The organism is Ornithinimicrobium sediminis (assembly GCF_021272345.1).
Taxonomy (GTDB): domain Bacteria; phylum Actinomycetota; class Actinomycetes; order Actinomycetales; family Dermatophilaceae; genus Ornithinicoccus; species Ornithinicoccus sediminis_B.
Genome location: NZ_JAJSDQ010000004.1, coordinates 50,465 through 67,143, shown reverse-complemented (window position 1 = coordinate 67,143; position 16,679 = coordinate 50,465). Strand labels below are relative to the sequence as shown.

Sequence of the window (16,679 nt, the reverse complement as noted above, 5' to 3'; positions counted from 1 at the left end):
GTCCTGGTCGCTGGGCTCCTGGACGACGTCGGTGTGCTTCGCAGTCCCTCGACCCTGGTCACGGCGTCTTTCTCGACCTCACCTGGCCAGGCCTCGTGGATCCCGCGGCACCACGTGCTCCCGCTCAGCAGGCCGGAGGTCGCCATGGTTCAACGAGGACTTGACCGGTGTCGGGGGAGCGTGTTCTACTCCGTCGCACAGGAGGGGAGTACCCCACTCACGCTTCGTCGTCACTACGGCCCATGAGGGTTCCGGCGAGCGGGCCCGTCACAGGGCTGGGAGAGACCTCCGATCATCGATCGGAGTGTTTCTACGTGGATGTCCCGTTCTGGGTCTGGGCCTCGGTGCTCGGCTTCATCGTGGTCATGCTGGCCATCGACCTCTTCGCCCACCGCCGTGCCCACGTGATCGGGGTGAGGGAAGCAGCCGCCTGGTCTGGGGTGTGGGTCGCCTTCGGGGTCGCGTTCGGCGCCATCGTCTGGTGGGTGTGGGGCGCTGAGCTCGGGCAGCAGTACTTCGCCGGCTACCTCATCGAGAAGTCCCTGGCGGTGGACAACGTGTTCGTCTGGGCCATCATCTTCAGCTACTTCGCTGTCCCTCGTGAGTTCCAGCACCGGGTGCTGTTCCTGGGAGTGCTGGGGGCGTTGGTGTTTCGTGGGATCTTCATCGCTGCGGGGGCCGTGTTGATCCAGCACTTCTCCTGGGTTCTCTACTTCTTCGCTGCGTTCCTGCTCTACACCGGGTTCCGGATGATCCGGCAACGCAACGAGCACCTCGACCCGGAGCGTTCAGCGGTCCTGCGTAGCTTCCGCCGGTTCGTGCCGATGAGCCAGACCTACCACGGGCAGAAGCTGCTCGTGCGTCGCAACGGCGTGCTTTTGGCCACCCCGCTGCTGGCCGTGCTGGTCCTGGTCGAGGTCACCGACGTGGTCTTCGCGGTGGACTCCATCCCGGCGATCTTCGCGGTGACCGACGAGGTGTTCCTGGTCTTCACCGCCAACGCCTTTGCGATCCTGGGTCTGCGTGCGATGTACTTCCTGCTCGCCGACCTGATCCACCGCTTCGTCTACCTCAAGGTCGGCCTGGCCCTGGTGCTGGTCTGGGTCGGGATGAAGATGCTGCTCAAGATCGACCTCTTCTACATCCCTACCACCGTGTCCCTGGCGGTTGTCGCCACGATCATCACCGTCTCGATCCTCGCCAGCCTGGGCGCCACCCGCGGACAGGGTCGGCAAGCACTGCCCGCACCGGCCGACCCCCCGTTCCGGGTCGCGACCGAGACCGAGGACGCGGCCCTGCAGCCCCTGTGGAGATCCCCCAGCTCCACCCACCACTCTTACCGATAACCCACCACCACACCACAAGAGAAAGAGGCACATCATGGCGCTGAAGGACATGCTCGCCAAGGCACGCGCAACGGCGACCCAGCACCGCGGCACGATCGACCAGGGCATCACCAAGCTGGGTGAGGTCGCCAACACCCGCACCGGCGGTCGCTACCAGGACCAGATCCGCAAGGGCAGTGACCACGCGCGGGCAGGGCTGGACAAGATCAAGTCCGACCGACCCGACACCGACCGACCCGACACCGACCGACCCGACACCGACCGACCCGACACCGACGGTCCTGCCTCGGGCACGCCGGGTTCCCGGTGACTCCCAAGCCCACTCTCGAGAAAGCGAAGACCTATGTCCCGCTCGACATTACGTCCCGGTCGTCTCCGCCGTGTCGCGACAGGTCTGGCCATCGCGCTCGTCCTGCCCCTGACCATGGCGGCATCCTGTGACACCGGTGAGGACCAGGACGACCAGGTAGAACAGCAGGAGCAAGACGAGGAACAGGAGGACGACGAGCAGGAGGAGGACGACTGACGGGTCCACGCCCCCGGTGACCCTACGACCGTGGTGGTGAGCAGCGACCGCTCACCACCACGGTCGTGCACGTCGGGCAGTCCGTCGCCGGCAACGCACTGCAAGGAGCAGGACCCGGGGGCATCGACGTGCTGCCGCGTGCACAGCGCCGGCCGGGCCTTGGAGACACACTACGGAGGTGACAGCAGGCATGGACGACAGCCCGTGGCGTTCGTCTGAACGCAACGGCGCAGGGGATGCGGCCTTCACCCTGGGAGTGCTGGCCATGGTGTTCGTCTTCGTCCCTATCGTGGGCGACCTCGTCGCCGTGCCATCGGCCCTGGCCGCCGTGGTGCTGGGGGCCGTCGGCATCGTCCGTGCCGAGCAAGGTCTGGCCACCAACCCCGGCAAGGCCCTGTCCGGCGCACTGCTCGGCGTGCTCTCCGCGTTCATCACCTTCGTGACCGTAGCGGCGATGGGGACATTCGGGTGACCGCTTGCTCAATCGCAGTTGGACTGTCCGCGAGCTTCGGTGCGCCGACGGCGACCAGACGGGGCACTGACGCGGCTGTGGTGCAGACGACCTGAGCGCTGGACGCAGTCTCCGTCTGCCGACGTTCTCGAGCTGGATGGCGTCAACCACTCGTTGGAGTTCGGGGAGTATGTCGAGTCGTCCGGGTCGGCTCTTCAGCAGGTCATCGCCTCAGTCGCAACCTTCGTCGATCGACGTGGTCATGAGCGCAGAGGGGGCGTCCGCTTCGGTGTCGCGCCCTCCGCATCGACATCCTCTGACACGGCTGGGAGGTGCGGTAGATGTCGCCCTGCAGCAGCGCCATAGTGGTGCTGCTGGAGGTGGAGGACAGATCGATGGGGCGGTAGGAGGGTGGGAGTCGCCATGGCCAAGCTCGTGTTCGGCATGAACCAGTCGTTGGACGGCTACGTCGACCACATGGCGTTCGGCCCAGGCCCGACGCTCTTCCGCCACTTCATCGAGGAGGCTCAGGCACAGGCGGGCTGTCTGTATGGTCGCCGAATGTATGAGGTGATGCGGTACTGGGACGAGGATCATCCTGAGCGGGACTCCGGCGAGCTCGAGTTCGCCACGGCGTGGCGGAACCAGCCGAAATGGGTCGTCTCGCGCTCGCTGAGGTCGGTCGGCCCCAAAGCCACCCTTGTTGATGATGATCTTGAGAGTGCGATCCGCGAGCTGAAGGCCGAGCGTGAGGAGGAGATCGAGGTCGCCGGCCCAGACCTGGCGAAAAGCCTTACTGAGCTTGGCCTCATCGACGAGTACCGCATCTACCTGCACCCCGTGGTGCTCGGTCACGGCAAGCCGTACTTCGCCGGACCCCGGCCGCCCCTTCGGCTCATGGACCATGAGCGGATCGGCGAGGATGTCATCAGGTTGACCTACGTCCCTGCCTGACCTCCCCACTCGTCGGATGGCCGAGACCACCAAGGGTGACGACGAGGATTGTCTCAAGCCTCTAGAGGGAAGCTGTGGACGGGCGCATAATGGCGCTCATGAGCCACTACCTGGGCCGATGAGTACGGACCGCGGCGCCGCGAAGCAGCCCGAGCTCGAGGTGGAGGTGGACGGAGAGTCGTGGCGGCAGGTGACGGACCTCGCCGGCTCTGCCGCCCAGGACCACCACTACCGCGTCAGGCGTCGCGACGACGGTGCCAGCGTCATCGAGTTCGGAGACGGTGTGCACGGTCAGCGACCGCCGTCCGGCAGCGCGATCGGCGTGCATCACACGTCCGCCGGAACGTACTCCTCGGTCCTTCTGCAACAGGGGCGCGTGGTGCTGGACACCGGTCAGAGCGAGGAGCCACCCCACGCCACATGCGGTCTGTACCGGGCGACCGTGCTCGACAACGCGGACCCACTCGTCCAGCAGCGCCTGCTCGTGCAGATGCCGGAGGTCACCGGAGACCAGTCGATGTGGGCCGCGGCGTGCCTACCCGCCTCGGGCACCCACGAGGTGCCTGCCATCGGTGCCGGGGTCTGGGTCGCTCTCGAGTCGGGCGACCCATCGCGCCCGATCTGGCTCGGCCGGCGCTTCACCGCGTAGGCGGCAGTTCCGGCTGTCCGGTGCAATGTCTGGTGGGCCGGTGTGCTTCACGCAGGGAGCGATGCCCTGGGTATGCGGCGTGACGGCTCAGTCTTCCCAACGCACCGCGATGGGGCGGTCGAGGGCTGGTAGGGGCAGATCGGCCGCTTCGGCTTCGAGGGCGTGACGTGCGTGCACGCGGAGGACTGTCCAGGGGGTGAGGGTGACCGTGTGAGCGGCTCGTCTCCAGGTGCCGACGATCTCGTCGTCCACCAGGACGGCGCCGGGCCATACGCGGGAGGTCCACAGCTGCGCCTGGTGGGCAGGGTCGGGCACCAGCAGCTGTCGGTCGGCGTCCCACAGGAGGGAGTAGGCGTCGCCGCTGGGAAGCAGTCGGGCGGCCGCTGGCTCGGCGGGGGGTCGCCGTAGGTCCTGCTCGTCCCGGGCGAGTATCCAGCCCTGCCCCAGCGGGGTCCGCACCGGGACCAGGGAGTCCCGCAGGGTGTCGAAGGTCGGTGTGGCGCGACCCGAGGCCAACCCTGCCCACTTCTCGAAGCCCTCGGGTGTGCCTGGCGCGAACATGTGGAGGTAGCGCCGTGCCAGCTCGAGGCGGGCCTGGTCGGGATCGGTGTCTGGCCGTGGCACCGTCCAGACCTGCGGTCGACCGGCCCCTTCCCACCGGAGCAGGACGCGCCCGGTGGGGGCGGCATACCGCAGCTGGTTGAGGTCGATGCCGAGGGCCTGACCGGCGTCGCGGTAGGACAGGCGTCGACCATCCAGGAGCGTCTCCAGCCGGTCGGCGAGGTCCTCGGCGAACCGGCGGCGCACCGGGTCCACCGGCAGCCTGCCCACCGTGAAGACCGCACGGTCCTTCTCGGGCACCACGTAGGCGCTGAACCTCGGACCCCACACCTGCACCAGCGACTCGTGGGCCCAGATCGTTGGCGAGGCCTCACGCACCCGGGCATGGATCGACAACAGCGCCGCGCGCGGCACACTGTCCTGTAATCCAGCCCACGCGACCCGACGCAATGATGACGCCCCTGCCGGGAGCCGCCGGTCCAGCACGCCCACGTGTCGGCGGAAAGCGAGGATCTGCTCGCGCGTGAGGTGCAGCCCTGTCATCGTGGCACGCTACCGGGCTCCGGATGCGCCGACGTCCGCGACGGTAGATCCAGTCATCCCTGTCGAGGCGAGTGCCGACGTTCTCGCGGCGGACTGTTGTGTTCTTTGTCGATCTTCACGTGGCTCTCGTGCTGAGCCTGGTGAGGTCAGCCGGGGCGGCATGCACCCGTCGCAGAGCGGCATCGACGGGCGTCAGGATGCCTGCCTGCCGACCCGCCCTGCCAACGCATCCTCCAGAAGGGTGACGAGCGCCTCGAGCTGCACGTCGGAGGAGTCGGAGATCTCCTGTTCTGCTGCTCCGTCGAGCGCCCGAGCGGCCAGCCCCGCCTTGCTGTCGATGAGCTGGGCGATCCTCGTGTCGAGGGTCTGCGCGGCGAGGATCCGCCACGCCGTGACCGGTTCCTCCTGCCCGATGCGGTGGACGCGGTCGATGGCCTGGGTCTGCTCGGCGTCGGTCCACGACAGTTCCGCGAGCACCAGGTTCGAGGCGACCTGCAGGTTGATGCCGACGCCGGCGGCCGTCAACGAGCACACGACGACGGCGACGTCCGGGTCGTTGGTGAACGCGTCGATGTGCTTCTGCCGGGCGGATGCCGTCTGGTCGCCGCGGATGGAGGCGTACCGGATGCCCCGCTTGGCGAAGGTCGCCTCGGCGGTGTCCATGACATCGATGTGCTTGGCGAAGAAGACGACCTTGCCGGCGCTGCGGGCGAGCTGCGCGGCGTAGTCGGCCGCGAGGCCGGCCTTCGCCTGGCCGATACGCCGCATCATCGTGAACACGTTCTCGTCCGACTTCTTCGTCGTCTTGCCTGCCCGCTCCCATGCGGCCACCTGGCGCACGAGGTCGTGGTCGATGCCCTCGACGACGGCGCCGGCGTGCCGCGCCTCCAGCGCACGCTCATAGCGCGCGACGAGGCGACGGGCGAGGCTCTGCTCGGCGGCCCGGATGGACCGCCCGGCCTCGTCGTCGATCTCGACGGGGACGTCGGCCACGCGGCGGGCGGGCAGGTCGGCGGCCACGTCCACCTTGCGTCGCCGGACGATGCCGCGGTCGATGACGGCCGCGCGAGCGGCGGCGGAGAAGCCGCGGTCGGCCGGTGTCAGACCAGTCTCCTCGAGCGCTCCCATCAGCTCACCGACCGGCTTGGTCTCGTCGACCCAGCCGAGGAACTGCCAGATCGCCGTGAAGTCCTCGATGTCGTTGATCAGCGGCGTGCCGGTGAGGGCCATGAGCAGCGGGTTGGCGATCCGCGTGCGGATGCGCTCGGAGAGCTGCAGGACGAGCTGGGACCGCTGCGACTTCCTGTTCTTGATGTAGTGCGCCTCGTCGACCACCATCCCGCGCAGACCCAGTTGCCCGAGCCAGCCCACGTGCCGGTCGAGCACCTCGTAGTTGACGATGATGATGTCCGCGAAGCCGTCGATCGTGTCGCCGTCGCCGTGGACCACCGTCGCAGGGTGGCTGGGCGTCCACAGCGTGGCCTCGCGCGCCCAGTTCATCTTCACGACGTTCGGCACGACGACGAGCAACGGGTAGGCGTCCGCCGCCTGCGCGGCGAGCAGTGCCTGTGCCGTCTTGCCCAGGCCGGGCTCGTCGGCGAGCAGGAACGTCCGGTGCCCCGCCTTCGCGGCGGCGACCAACCTCTCCTGGTGCGGCATGAGCTCCAACCCACCGGCCACCCGGGTGGCGGCCGGCTCCGGTAGGTCCATGCACGACAGCGCGCCGCCGTCCTCGAAGGACCTCAGCAGCGGCTCGATGAGCTCCCAGCCGACGAGGCGGCGGGGTCCGGCGGTGGCCTTGGCGACGGCGGAGTAGTCGGGTTCGAGGAAGGGGTTGGCGAGCTGGCGAGACACCACCGACTGGGGCACGACCCGGCGCTGCACAGCTGCCGTGGGCTCAGCCGGCTCGGGCTGTCCGGTGGGCTCGTCCGGCACCTCGATGCCGGCAGCCTCGAGGAGCTCGCGGCGCAGCGACCGTGCGCGGTCGGAGATGACGGCGTCGTCGGCGAGCAGCCCCAGCAGGGAGGTGTCGCGGGCAGCCGTCGTGGCGAGGATGGTGGCGATGCCGTCGAGGCGCTTCAGCTCCTCGGCGCGCCGGGCCCCGGACTTCGTCTCGTCCGCCTTGACCCGGGCACGTTCCTCTCGCATGAGAAGCGCCACCACCTGGAACTTGGTCCGGATCGACGGCAGCGCGCCGCCACGCTGGACCGCGGACTCGACCTCGCGGACGACCTTGGCGAGCACCTGGATGATGCCGTCGTTGTCGTGGCGGGGTCGCCGTTGGGTGCGCGTGCGTGCGCCGCTGCGACGCTGGGCTCCTCGAGCCACGGACTCCTCCTCGGAGCGATCGGTCATTCCCCGGCAGCGGGACCGAGCCCGGCACCGCACCTGCGGCGGGGCGAGGGACGTCCGAGCAGCCCCGGCTGGAGATGTCCCGGGGTGCAAGCTGGTCCAGCGGATCTGCACGAGATCGACGCGTCGGACGTGTCCAGCCGCGATGGCATCGCCAGCGTACCGCGTGCCGGGCGTTTGTCGGGCCTCGGGACAGCGTTCGCGACGTGACCGGCGCTCTGGACGTCGCGGAGGTCGGCGCCAGCGTCGAACATCGTCGTGACGTAGGTGCGGCTGGCGGCAGGAGGGTGTGGCCACGCTCAGCGCGGTGAGTCAGGGCGTTCGAGCGAGTGCGCCGGGCGTCCTCGTTGGTCTAACCTCCGTGGTGTCGCGACCTCGATGGGTGTGACCCGTGCGGGATGAAACGCCGACCTTCATCGAAAGGACGACGACATGTAGTTGAGTCCAGCAGAGTGGTGTACGACGTGGTGAGTGTCCCAGCGGGGTAGACGTGGGGCGGTCACCGCGTGATCCTTCGAGGAATCTCCTACAACCCACTCGAAGAGAGGCACTGCGATGACCGCCAGGTCCAGTATCGACCCCGAGCAGTTCTTGCACGAGCAGCTGGCCCAGGCCAGTCCCGATCTGATGCGTCAGATGCTCACGACGTTCATCAACGCGTTGCTGTCGGCGCAGGCCGACACGGTGTGCGGGGCCCAGTACGGAGCCCGCGACGAGGCCCGGACCAACCGTCGCAACGGGTACCGGCACCGGGAGCTGGACACCCGGGTCGGCACGGTGGATGTGGCGATCCCCAAGCTGCGCGAGGGGTCGTTCTTCCCGGACTGGTTGCTGCAACGGCGCCGGCGCGCGGAGGCAGCGCTGACCACGGTGGTGGCGACCTGTTACCTGCTGGGGGTGTCCACCCGGCGGATGGACAAGCTCGTGCAGACCTTGGGGATCACCGGCCTGTCCAAGTCCCAGGTCTCGGTGATGGCCCAGGACCTCGACGAGCATGTCAGAGAGTTCCGGAGCCGCCGGCTGACCGAGGGCCCGTACACGTTCATCGCCGCGGACGCCCTGGTGCTCAAGGTCCGTGAGGGAGGGCGGGTGGTCAAGGTCGCCGCCCTGGTCGCGACCGGCGTCAACGCCGAGGGATACCGCGAGGTCCTTGGCCTGCAGGTCGCTACCGGAGAGACGGGCGCGTCCTGGCTGGCGTTCTTCCGCGACCTCGTGGCCCGCGGCCTGGACGGTGTCGCCCTGGTGACCTCGGACGCCCACGCCGGTCTGGTCGAGGCGATCGGCGCGACGCTGCCCGGGGCCGGCTGGCAACGCTGCCGCACCCACTACGCGGCGAACCTGATGGCCACCACCCCCAAGTCGTCCTGGCCATGGGTCAAAGCGCTGTTGCACTCGGTCTACGACCAACCCGACGCCGACGCCGTGCACGCCCAGTTCGACCGTGTCCTGGACACCCTGGCCGACAAGCTGCCCGCCGTGGCCGAGCACCTGGACGCCGGCCGTGGCGACATCCTGGCCTTCACCACCTTCCCCAAGGAGGTGTGGCGCCAGATCTGGTCGAACAACCCCAACGAACGACTGAACCGGGAGATCCGGCGGCGCACCGACGTCGTAGGCATCTTCCCCAACCGGGAGGCGATCATCCGCCTCGTGGGCGCCGTGCTCGCCGAGCAGCACGACGAATGGGCCGAGCAACGCCGCTACCTCGGCCTGGAAGTCCTCACCCGCTGCCGCACCGCCCTACACACCACCACGGAGGCCGACCCCGCACCCATCAGCGCCTGATCACCAACAACGACGGATCACCGTCGTACACCACCACCGTGGACTTGACCCGACATGTCGCGATCTTCATCAACTGTTCCGTCTGCTGCGCGCTTCAGGGGTGCTCATCACGAGGGTTCGGTCTTGTACGTGTCCAACCTCTACCCCGCGCTGGGTGACCTGGTCGAGCTGCGGGTCCGGGTCGGGAGTGACCTCTGTGCCAAGGCTGTCTACGTGCGCAGCACGGTGGACGGTGCCCAGCGGTTCACCGAGTGCGTGCAGGAGGGGCCCTCGCAGTGGTGGGCCGCCACCACGCGGATGGTCAACGCCCGTATGGGGTACCGCTTCCTCATCGCCACCGGGGCAGGGGCGCTCACCGTGAACGCGGCGGGGCTGCACGAGTACGAGGTCACCGACGCTGAGGACTTCCGCCTCAGTATCGACCCAGCGCCAGCGGCACCGGGCTGGGCGGTCCCGGCCCGGTGGGAGGACCCCGTCGCCCACGGCACCGCACAGGGGGTGCGTCACCTCTGCGACGGTGACCTGGGCGGCATCAGGGAGCACCTGGACCAGCTGGTGGACCTCGGCGTGACGGCCATCTACCTCACCCCGGTGTTTCCCGCCACGAGCAACCACCGCTACGACGCCGCCACCTTCGAGCATGTCGACCCCCTGCTGGGTGGCGACCGGGCGTTGCAGCAGCTGACCGACGCGGCCCACGCACGCGGTCTGCGGATCATCGGCGACCTGACCCTGAACCACACCGGGAGCACCCACGAGTGGTTCACCGCCGCGATGGCCGACCCCCAGTCGGTCGAGGCCGGGTTCTACCTGTTCTCCGACCACCCGCACGCCTACGAGACCTTCGCCGGTGTCCGGACGATGCCCAAGCTGGACCACCGCGAGTCCCAGCTTCGCCAGCGCCTCTTCGAGGGGCCCGGCTCAGTCGTGCACCGCTACCTGGCCCGAGCAGGGCTCGACGGGTGGCGCATCGACGTCGCGCAGTCCGCCGGCCACGCCGCGTTCACCCGCCCGGTGTGGTCCTGGCTGGCCGAGCAGGACATCGACCGTTACTGGGGCGTGCCGGCCGGCCACGCGCCCTACACGGGCCAGACCATGGCGCACGTCATGGACGCCTGGCACGCCAGGATCCCGTGGCGCTCCCGCGTGCACAGCCTGAACCTGCTGGACTCCCACGACACCCCACGCCTGCCCGGCATCGTCGGACGGCAGCGGTACATCGTCGCCCTCGGGCTGATGTTGACGATGCCGGGGGTCCCGATGCTGTTCGCCGGTGACGAGATCGGCACCGAGGGGGTGGACCCCGAGGACGCACGGCGACCCTTCCGGTGGAACCCCGCGACGTGGGACCAGGACCTGCTCACCGTCCACCGCCGGCTCATCGAGCTGCGTCGTGCCCATGCCGCACTCGTCGACGGCGGCTTCCGGTGGGTGCACACCGACGACGACGTCGTCGCGTTCGAGCGTGTGACCCGGGAACAGACGATCCTCGTGCACGCGGCCCGGGGTGCCCACCCACCACTCGTATGCGCCGCTGCGGCGGTGGACCTGCTCGGTGACCACCACCTGAATGCTGGCGACAGCTTTCCGCATACCGGTGCCGGCATCGGCGTCTGGCAGCTGGTCACCGGCTCCGACCGGCTCGGAGGATGAACGGCATGCACCCCAACCTGACCCGGTTGGACCGCCTTGCCGCACACCTGGCCACCGACCTGCACGTCCAGGCGGTCCTCGGCCTGGGCTCGGCCGGGGTCGAGACGCACCGGTTCGACGACCACTCCGACATCGACTTCTTCCTCGTTGTCGACACCACTGACACCAAGCACCGGTACCTGCAGGACACCAGCTGGCTCCACGGCTTCGGTGGCCACGTCGCGTACAGCTTCGTCAACGACCCGAACGGGCGGAAGGCGCTCCTGGCCGACGGGTTGTTCCTGGAGTACGCGGTCTTCACCCCGGACGAGCTCGCGGCGCTGCCGCTCACCGGGGCCCGCGTGGTCTGGTCACGTGGACGCTACGACCCGCTCGCCCTCGGGGCGGCCACACCGGCAGTCACTGCGATCGACACGGTCGACTTCAATCTCAACGAGGCCCTGACCAACCTCTACGTTGGTCTGCACCGCGAGCTGCGGGGTGAGCACCTGGCCGCCATGCGCTTCATCCAGGTCTACGCCGTCGACCGCGTCCTGGCGCTGGTGCGGCTCGACCCCGCCACGGTGCTGGACCACCCGGACCACTTCGAGGCGACCCGCCGCATCGAGCGTGCATGTCTACCCGGTGGCCTACCGCTGCACCGGATGGTCCCCGGCTACACCCGCAACCTCGACGCTGCACGAGCAGTCCTGGCATGGCTCACCGCTCACCACGACACCGACCCCGTCATCGTCGCAGCAATCCGCGAGGTGACCACGACGCTCGACACCCAGAGCAAGAACGACCGCGCGTGAATGCCACCTGCGGCAGTGCCGTGCGGCCAGCTGCGTCTGCTTGCTCCGCCAGCACTGCGGGCACATCGGGATGGCTTCGTGCAGCCAGATGTCCATCGGGCACTCGGAGAGCAGGTCGATGGCGTCTTCGAGCGTCTCTGCCTCGATGATGGAGTAGCCCAGTGCCGGCGCCTGGGACTCGGCGATAGGGGTGGCCTGTCCTGCCCTGGTCACATTGTGCCCGTTGGACAGCGGGTTGCCTGAGTCCACGACGTGGCCTGCCATGGAGGACCACCATGCCTGGTGGGCCTGCTGGAACTGCGGGGACGGCTTCATGGCGCCGTGGGCGAGGATGAGGAACTTCTTCATGACGGGTCCTTCGGGGCGGTGGGTTGACGCTGTTTGCTGTCAAGGCGTTCAGGGACCGGCTCGAGGACCTGGCCGGCGAGCGTCGGTGGAGGAGCGCAAGGCGGGCGCCAGACCGCTCTCACCCAGCTGGACGACACACTGAGTCAGATCGCCACGGACACCGAGTGCGAGTAGCGGCCACGCTCCGGCGGACCTGAGGACGGTTGACCGGCAACCCACCGCCCGCCGGTCAACCGTCGAGCACCTGACACGGCCACACCCAACGGTTCCTCCGCACCAACGAATGCTGAGAGCCGCGGTCGACAAGCCGCACCACCTCCCGTCGATGTCCCCGAGGACCAAGGCCGGACCACCCGTCTGAGCCGAACGCCACGAAACGATCGATGAGACGGTGGGCAGGGTCATCCGCGCGCTCCGTCAGGACGCCATGGCCGGCGGCCTCGCGGCACAGCTCCGACCATGAGACGGCGTGGCTCGATGGGGACGCCAGGTGACGTTGTCGAACGTGACCTCGGATGGCCCTCCGGTAGCGAGGCCGGGCTTCGTCAGCCGGCCCCTCGTCGTGACAGCGGCCCGGGGCCTGAGGGGGGACCCAACGTCGTGCAGGTCGTTGCCGTTGACCCGGACGACTCGCACGAGCGGCACCGAGGTCCTGTATCGACCCCTGGGTTGGCTCCTCGCGGTCAGGCAGCTCCCTTCATCTGACGTGGTCCCGCCCGGCCTGCACCTGCGTCCGGCCTTGGCGCAGCCCCACCTCGTAGACCGCGAAAAGCAGCAGGGTGAGAGCGACGACCGGCAGGACGAACAAGCCCATGACAGAGGTGAAGCCCTCGAGGGCGTCGTGCTCGGTCGCCCACAGCACCAGATACGTCACATAGGACAGGTACAGCGCGATGAAGAGCCCACCCTCCCAACGCTTGATGACGAAGCCGGTGAAGGCGATAGGCAGCAGCGCGACAGCGACGGCGACCATGAGCGGGATGTCGAGCGCGATCGCAGCGCTGGGGACAGGGATACCGCCGGAGGCGATGATCGAGGGTAACCCGAGGATGAGGCCGATGTTGGCGATGTTGCTGCCCACGACGTTGCCGATCGCGAGGTCGCGCTCCCCCTTGCGTACCGCGATGAGGGAGGCCGCGAGCTCGGGAAGCGAGGTGCCGACGGCCACGACAGTGAGGCCGATGACGAGGTCGCTCAGGCCGACGGCGCTGGCGATCGAGCTCGCGCCGTCCACCAGCCACTGCGAGCCGAGGACGAGCAGGCCGACGCCGACGAGGATGAAGAGCAACGCCCGGCCCATTCCCAGCGGCGGGTCGCTGTTGGCTGTGCCGTCATCGTCGTCGACATCACCGCGGCCGGTCAGGACGGACCACCCCATGTGAGCCACGAACAGCACGAGGAGCACCACTCCGTCCCACCGCGAGATGCCGCCGTCGAGGGAGAGCATGAGGAGCAGCACCGACATCGCGACCATGACCGGCACGTCGATCCGCACCAGGCGCACCCGCGCGATAAGAGGCAGGACCAGCGCGGAGAGCCCGAGGATGAGCAAGACGTTGGCGATGTTGCTGCCGACGACGTTGCCGACAGCGAGCTCGGGCTGGCCGCCCAGCACAGCGCCGGTCGTCACCGCGAACTCCGGCGAGGACGTGGCGACCGCGACGATGGTCAGGCCCACGACGAGCGGGGACATGCCCAACCGCCGAGCGACCGCCGAGGCGCCGCGCACCAAGCCTTCTCCTCCGGCGACGAGGAGCACCAGTCCGATGACGACGAGACCCGCGTCGAGGAGGTTCACAACGGCCGAGTGTATGCGTCCGGCGATCCCGTCCGGATCCGCACACGATCTCCACGATGATGAGGTGCGCGCGACGGCGGGTGCATGCCACGGCCGACTTGCCCGGGTCCTCGCGGACCGCCGACCCTGAGCTGGCACCTCACCGGACGCGGTCACCCGTAACACCAACGACACGCCACCAGGTGCGTTGTCGCCGTCGGTGCCGGCGGAGGTCGCGATGACGGCCGACGTGAGCGACGTTGCCGTCGGTCAGGATGCTGGACCGTGAGTGTGGGGCAGGGCCGCTCGGTGACGGGCCGCTGGGAGCGGATGCCAGGTGTCAGTCAGTCGATGTTCCTCGCCAGGCGTTCGACCAGCGCGGGTGGGATGACGGTGTCGGGGTCTCGTCCGGTCAGGTCGTGCAGGCCATCGGTGGTGGCGACAATGGCGGCGTACAGCGGCGGGCAGGTCGGGCACTTCTCCAGATGCATCTCCACGCGACGCGCGACCTGAGGATCGAGCTCTCCGTCGATATAGTCGCTGACCTGCTTGCGGGCTTCCCAGCAGCGCAAGGGCACTCCCTTCAGAGCCTCGCGACGCTCATGGCCGCGGGCCAGCTCACTGACCAGCATCATCCGCCCACGGCGCAGCCGCTGCTTGGCAGCCGGCAGACTGACCCCCTGCACGGCGGCGATCTGCGCCATGGTCAGCGCTTCGGCATCGTGCAGCAACACCGCGCTGCGGTAGATCACGGGCAGGTGGGCCATGGCCTCGAGCAGGCTCGTACGGGTCTCGGCGCGCGCAGTGACCTCCACCGCATCGACGGTGTATGCATCCTGCCGCCACCGCCGCTCGACCTCCTCGGCGACGACGTCCTGGGCCGGCACCTCACGATCGCGTCGGGCCGCATCGACGGCAAGGTTGTGCAGGATCCGGTGCAACCACGTCGCCAGTGAGGCTTCGCCGCGGAACTGTTCAGCGCTGTGCAGCGCCCGGGTCAGCGTCTCCTGGACCAGGTCCTCGGCACGGCCGGAGTCGCTGGTCAGGGAGCGGGCGTATCGCAGCAACCCCGGCATCTCGGGGACCAGACGGTCCCCGAGGTCCGTGACATCCATGCTGGAGAGGGTAGCGATCGCGTCCTACCGGGCCACTGGCTTGGCCGACCGTCGGCGGTCGCTATCGGTGCTGATGCCCAGCACCCGGTACAGCGGGCAGAACCCGGCGGCGGCTGTCCCGAGCAGCACCAAGGCCACGACGATCAAGACCAGACCGAGTCCACTGGTCGCGCCGGTCACGAACGCCCACACCAGAGCAGCCACGGCCAAGACGGCTCGGGTGGCCCGGTCTACGGTTCCGACGTTGCGATTCATGATGTCCTCCAGGGGGAGATCTGTTGAGACGAACACCCCATAGACGGACCGGGCGCTCCGATGGATACATCAGCGGCATCGAGTCGCCCAGCGTGCGTCACTCCTCCAGGAGCCGACGGTCCACCGATGCTTGCTCCCGTTGACCTGGTCCGCGAGGTGCGTCGCCAGGTCCGCCCACGCACTGACGGCGAGCTACAGCTGTGCGGACATGAGCGTCAGCGCGGCCGCTGGCTGGCCATCGGGGAGATCCTGCGACGTCCTTGCCATTCCGGATGCACCGCCGAGGTATGACCTGCACGCGCGGGGGCACATGGTCGGCCACGTCCCCCGCACCCACGGTGGCGTACGGATGGGTGCACGCATCAGCAACCTGCCGGGAGAGGGCGCAGCACGGCCCGCTCCTCAAGGGTGGGGACGTTGGAGGCCATCTGGTGCTGGGAGAGGCTGAGCAGCTCGGGGTCGTAGTGCGCCGCCGCCTCGCCGGTCGGGGCACTGCCGTGGCGCTCGTCGCCGCTGCACTACTCGTGTCGCTCATCGTCTGGCAGGTCGGTCGCCCCACCCGTGGCTGAGACGGGCAGCGCGGACACGGCAGCAGCCCCGCCCTCCCCGATGGGCGGGGGTGGTTGGCTTCCGCACGTGCATCGATCTGGCCAGCGGCAACGCGCTTCCCCTCAAGGCTCACCACCAGACGGTGCACCAGGGCAGAGCAGGGGAAGCTCTCTTCAACGCCGGCCACATCGTCGCCCCCACCGCGCCGCTCTGGCCGGACGCAACTGTGCAGACCTGGAGGCGGGTCCGAGGTCCCTGCCGGTCACCCCCGGCGTCCTCAGCCTGTGACGGCCGCATCGGGTGACCGGCGGTGAATCGGCAGGGCACGTCGGGTTCTGTCCCCTGGGTCGGTGAGGTTGCTGAAGAGCGGTCAGTGCAGGGGGGCGTTGACAAGACGCAACCTGACGAGGACGTCGCGCCACCAGGAGCGGGGTGCGGGCTCGACAGGCACGCCGTTCGGCGTCCGGCGCCGCGCAGACTCGCGGTGGAGCAGGTCGGCCTGCGTCTGGCGCTCCCGTTCCCGGGCCATGCTCTGGGCGGCCATGAGGTCGAGGTGCTGCATGATGTGTCTCCTCTGGGTAGGTGGTTTCGTCATGGGTTCGTGGCGGGTGGTGGGATCACTCCACGTGACGGGAGAACCGGTCTACGGGCTCGGTAACGTCGTACTGCTGCCCGGTCCGTGAGGGCTGACCGGAGGACTGGTCTGCGATCCGAGCGCGGAGGGAGGCCGGAGGCACCTCCAGGCCGGCGGTGGGATGGATCCCCCGAAGGGCGCGGAGGGTCATCGCCGGGAGGTGACAGCTGTCCGCGTCGAGAGTGTGCGGGGCCTGCTGCGCCGGCTCTGCCGCGGCGGCCTGCGGCGGTGGTGGTGACCCGTCGGAGTCGTCGCCGCAACCGCCGAGTCCGACGGCGCCAGCGAGCAGGACGGTCACGAGAAGGGTGGTGCGTTCACGGGTGGTGTTCATGGGTCCGGTCCTTCCGGTGCTGTGACGGAGCCCCTACGGCCCCGATGGACCCACCG

General features: G+C 68.8%; 15 protein-coding genes. 9 read left to right on the top strand and 6 right to left on the bottom strand.

Annotation, left to right across the window (positions count from 1 at the left end; all coding sequences use genetic code 11):
- Positions 1–314: 314 nt before the first annotated feature.
- From LVO85_RS10480 to LVO85_RS10455, 6 genes are all read left to right on the top strand, one after another.
- Positions 315–1,346 (top strand): TerC family protein, encoded by a 1,032-nt coding sequence (locus tag LVO85_RS10480; protein ID WP_232747436.1) that lies wholly within the window; start codon positions 315–317, stop codon positions 1,344–1,346.
- A gap of 34 nt (positions 1,347–1,380) precedes the next feature.
- A complete protein-coding gene (locus LVO85_RS10475) occupies positions 1,381–1,656 on the top strand; it encodes an Rv0909 family putative TA system antitoxin (RefSeq protein WP_232747435.1) in 276 nt (91 codons plus the stop codon).
- A 33-nt stretch (positions 1,657–1,689) separates the two neighbouring features.
- Positions 1,690–1,872, top strand: coding sequence for a hypothetical protein (locus LVO85_RS10470; protein ID WP_232747434.1), 183 nt, complete (start codon positions 1,690–1,692; stop codon positions 1,870–1,872).
- A gap of 178 nt (positions 1,873–2,050) precedes the next feature.
- Entirely contained in the window at positions 2,051–2,344 is a 294-nt protein-coding gene (locus tag LVO85_RS10465) for a hypothetical protein (protein WP_232747433.1), read from the top strand.
- A gap of 402 nt (positions 2,345–2,746) precedes the next feature.
- A complete protein-coding gene (locus tag LVO85_RS10460; RefSeq protein ID WP_232747432.1) occupies positions 2,747–3,277 on the top strand; it encodes a dihydrofolate reductase family protein in 531 nt (176 codons plus the stop codon).
- A 118-nt stretch (positions 3,278–3,395) separates the two neighbouring features.
- Positions 3,396–3,926, top strand: coding sequence for a phage baseplate assembly protein V (locus tag LVO85_RS10455; protein WP_232747431.1), 531 nt, complete (start codon positions 3,396–3,398; stop codon positions 3,924–3,926).
- An 87-nt stretch (positions 3,927–4,013) separates the two neighbouring features.
- Here the strand turns inward: LVO85_RS10455 and LVO85_RS10450 are convergent, their stop codons facing one another.
- Together LVO85_RS10450 and LVO85_RS10445 are read right to left on the bottom strand one after the other, a co-directional pair.
- Entirely contained in the window at positions 4,014–5,030 is a 1,017-nt protein-coding gene (locus LVO85_RS10450) for a DNA glycosylase AlkZ-like family protein (protein ID WP_232747430.1), read from the bottom strand.
- A gap of 192 nt (positions 5,031–5,222) precedes the next feature.
- Complete coding sequence (locus tag LVO85_RS10445) at positions 5,223–7,358, bottom strand: DEAD/DEAH box helicase (RefSeq protein WP_232747429.1); 2,136 nt, start codon at positions 7,356–7,358, stop codon at positions 5,223–5,225.
- 579 nt (positions 7,359–7,937) lie between these two features.
- Between LVO85_RS10445 and LVO85_RS10440 the strand changes: the two genes are divergently transcribed.
- The 3 genes from LVO85_RS10440 to LVO85_RS10430 all read left to right on the top strand — a co-directional run bounded on the left by LVO85_RS10440 (position 7,938) and on the right by LVO85_RS10430 (position 11,614).
- Positions 7,938–9,167: an IS256 family transposase gene (locus LVO85_RS10440; RefSeq protein WP_232747428.1), complete on the top strand. Its 1,230-nt coding sequence runs from the start codon at positions 7,938–7,940 to the stop codon at positions 9,165–9,167.
- Positions 9,168–9,296: 129 nt separating this feature from the next.
- Positions 9,297–10,820: an alpha-amylase family glycosyl hydrolase gene (locus LVO85_RS10435; RefSeq protein ID WP_232747427.1), complete on the top strand. Its 1,524-nt coding sequence runs from the start codon at positions 9,297–9,299 to the stop codon at positions 10,818–10,820.
- Between the two features lie 5 nt (positions 10,821–10,825).
- Entirely contained in the window at positions 10,826–11,614 is a 789-nt protein-coding gene (locus LVO85_RS10430; RefSeq protein ID WP_232747426.1) for a hypothetical protein, read from the top strand.
- 1,045 nt (positions 11,615–12,659) lie between these two features.
- Here the strand turns inward: LVO85_RS10430 and LVO85_RS10425 are convergent.
- The 4 genes from LVO85_RS10425 to LVO85_RS10405 form a co-directional block, all read right to left on the bottom strand.
- Positions 12,660–13,760: a calcium/sodium antiporter gene (locus tag LVO85_RS10425; RefSeq protein ID WP_232747425.1), complete on the bottom strand. Its 1,101-nt coding sequence runs from the start codon at positions 13,758–13,760 to the stop codon at positions 12,660–12,662.
- 323 nt (positions 13,761–14,083) lie between these two features.
- The gene (locus LVO85_RS16810) at positions 14,084–14,854 is read right to left on the bottom strand and encodes a sigma-70 family RNA polymerase sigma factor (RefSeq protein ID WP_269813332.1); all 771 of its coding nucleotides are present in this window, start codon (positions 14,852–14,854) and stop codon (positions 14,084–14,086) included.
- Between the two features lie 24 nt (positions 14,855–14,878).
- Positions 14,879–15,109 (bottom strand): YgaP family membrane protein, encoded by a 231-nt coding sequence (locus LVO85_RS10410; protein ID WP_232747424.1) that lies wholly within the window; start codon positions 15,107–15,109, stop codon positions 14,879–14,881.
- 919 nt (positions 15,110–16,028) lie between these two features.
- Positions 16,029–16,220: a hypothetical protein gene (locus LVO85_RS10405; RefSeq protein ID WP_232747423.1), complete on the bottom strand. Its 192-nt coding sequence runs from the start codon at positions 16,218–16,220 to the stop codon at positions 16,029–16,031.
- Between the last annotated feature and the right edge of the window lie 459 nt (positions 16,221–16,679).

Coding starts and splice junctions, on each gene's coding strand:
- LVO85_RS10475 (WP_232747435.1), top strand. CDS start 1,381: ATGGCGCTGAAGGACATGCTCGCCAAGGCACGCGCAACGGCGACCCAG.
- LVO85_RS10470 (WP_232747434.1), top strand. CDS start 1,690: ATGTCCCGCTCGACATTACGTCCCGGTCGTCTCCGCCGTGTCGCGACA.
- LVO85_RS10460 (WP_232747432.1), top strand. CDS start 2,747: ATGGCCAAGCTCGTGTTCGGCATGAACCAGTCGTTGGACGGCTACGTC.
- LVO85_RS10455 (WP_232747431.1), top strand. CDS start 3,396: ATGAGTACGGACCGCGGCGCCGCGAAGCAGCCCGAGCTCGAGGTGGAG.
- LVO85_RS10450 (WP_232747430.1), bottom strand. CDS start 5,030: ATGACAGGGCTGCACCTCACGCGCGAGCAGATCCTCGCTTTCCGCCGA.
- LVO85_RS10440 (WP_232747428.1), top strand. CDS start 7,938: ATGACCGCCAGGTCCAGTATCGACCCCGAGCAGTTCTTGCACGAGCAG.
- LVO85_RS10430 (WP_232747426.1), top strand. CDS start 10,826: ATGCACCCCAACCTGACCCGGTTGGACCGCCTTGCCGCACACCTGGCC.
- LVO85_RS16810 (WP_269813332.1), bottom strand. CDS start 14,854: ATGGATGTCACGGACCTCGGGGACCGTCTGGTCCCCGAGATGCCGGGG.
- LVO85_RS10410 (WP_232747424.1), bottom strand. CDS start 15,109: ATGAATCGCAACGTCGGAACCGTAGACCGGGCCACCCGAGCCGTCTTG.
- LVO85_RS10405 (WP_232747423.1), bottom strand. CDS start 16,220: ATGCAGCACCTCGACCTCATGGCCGCCCAGAGCATGGCCCGGGAACGG.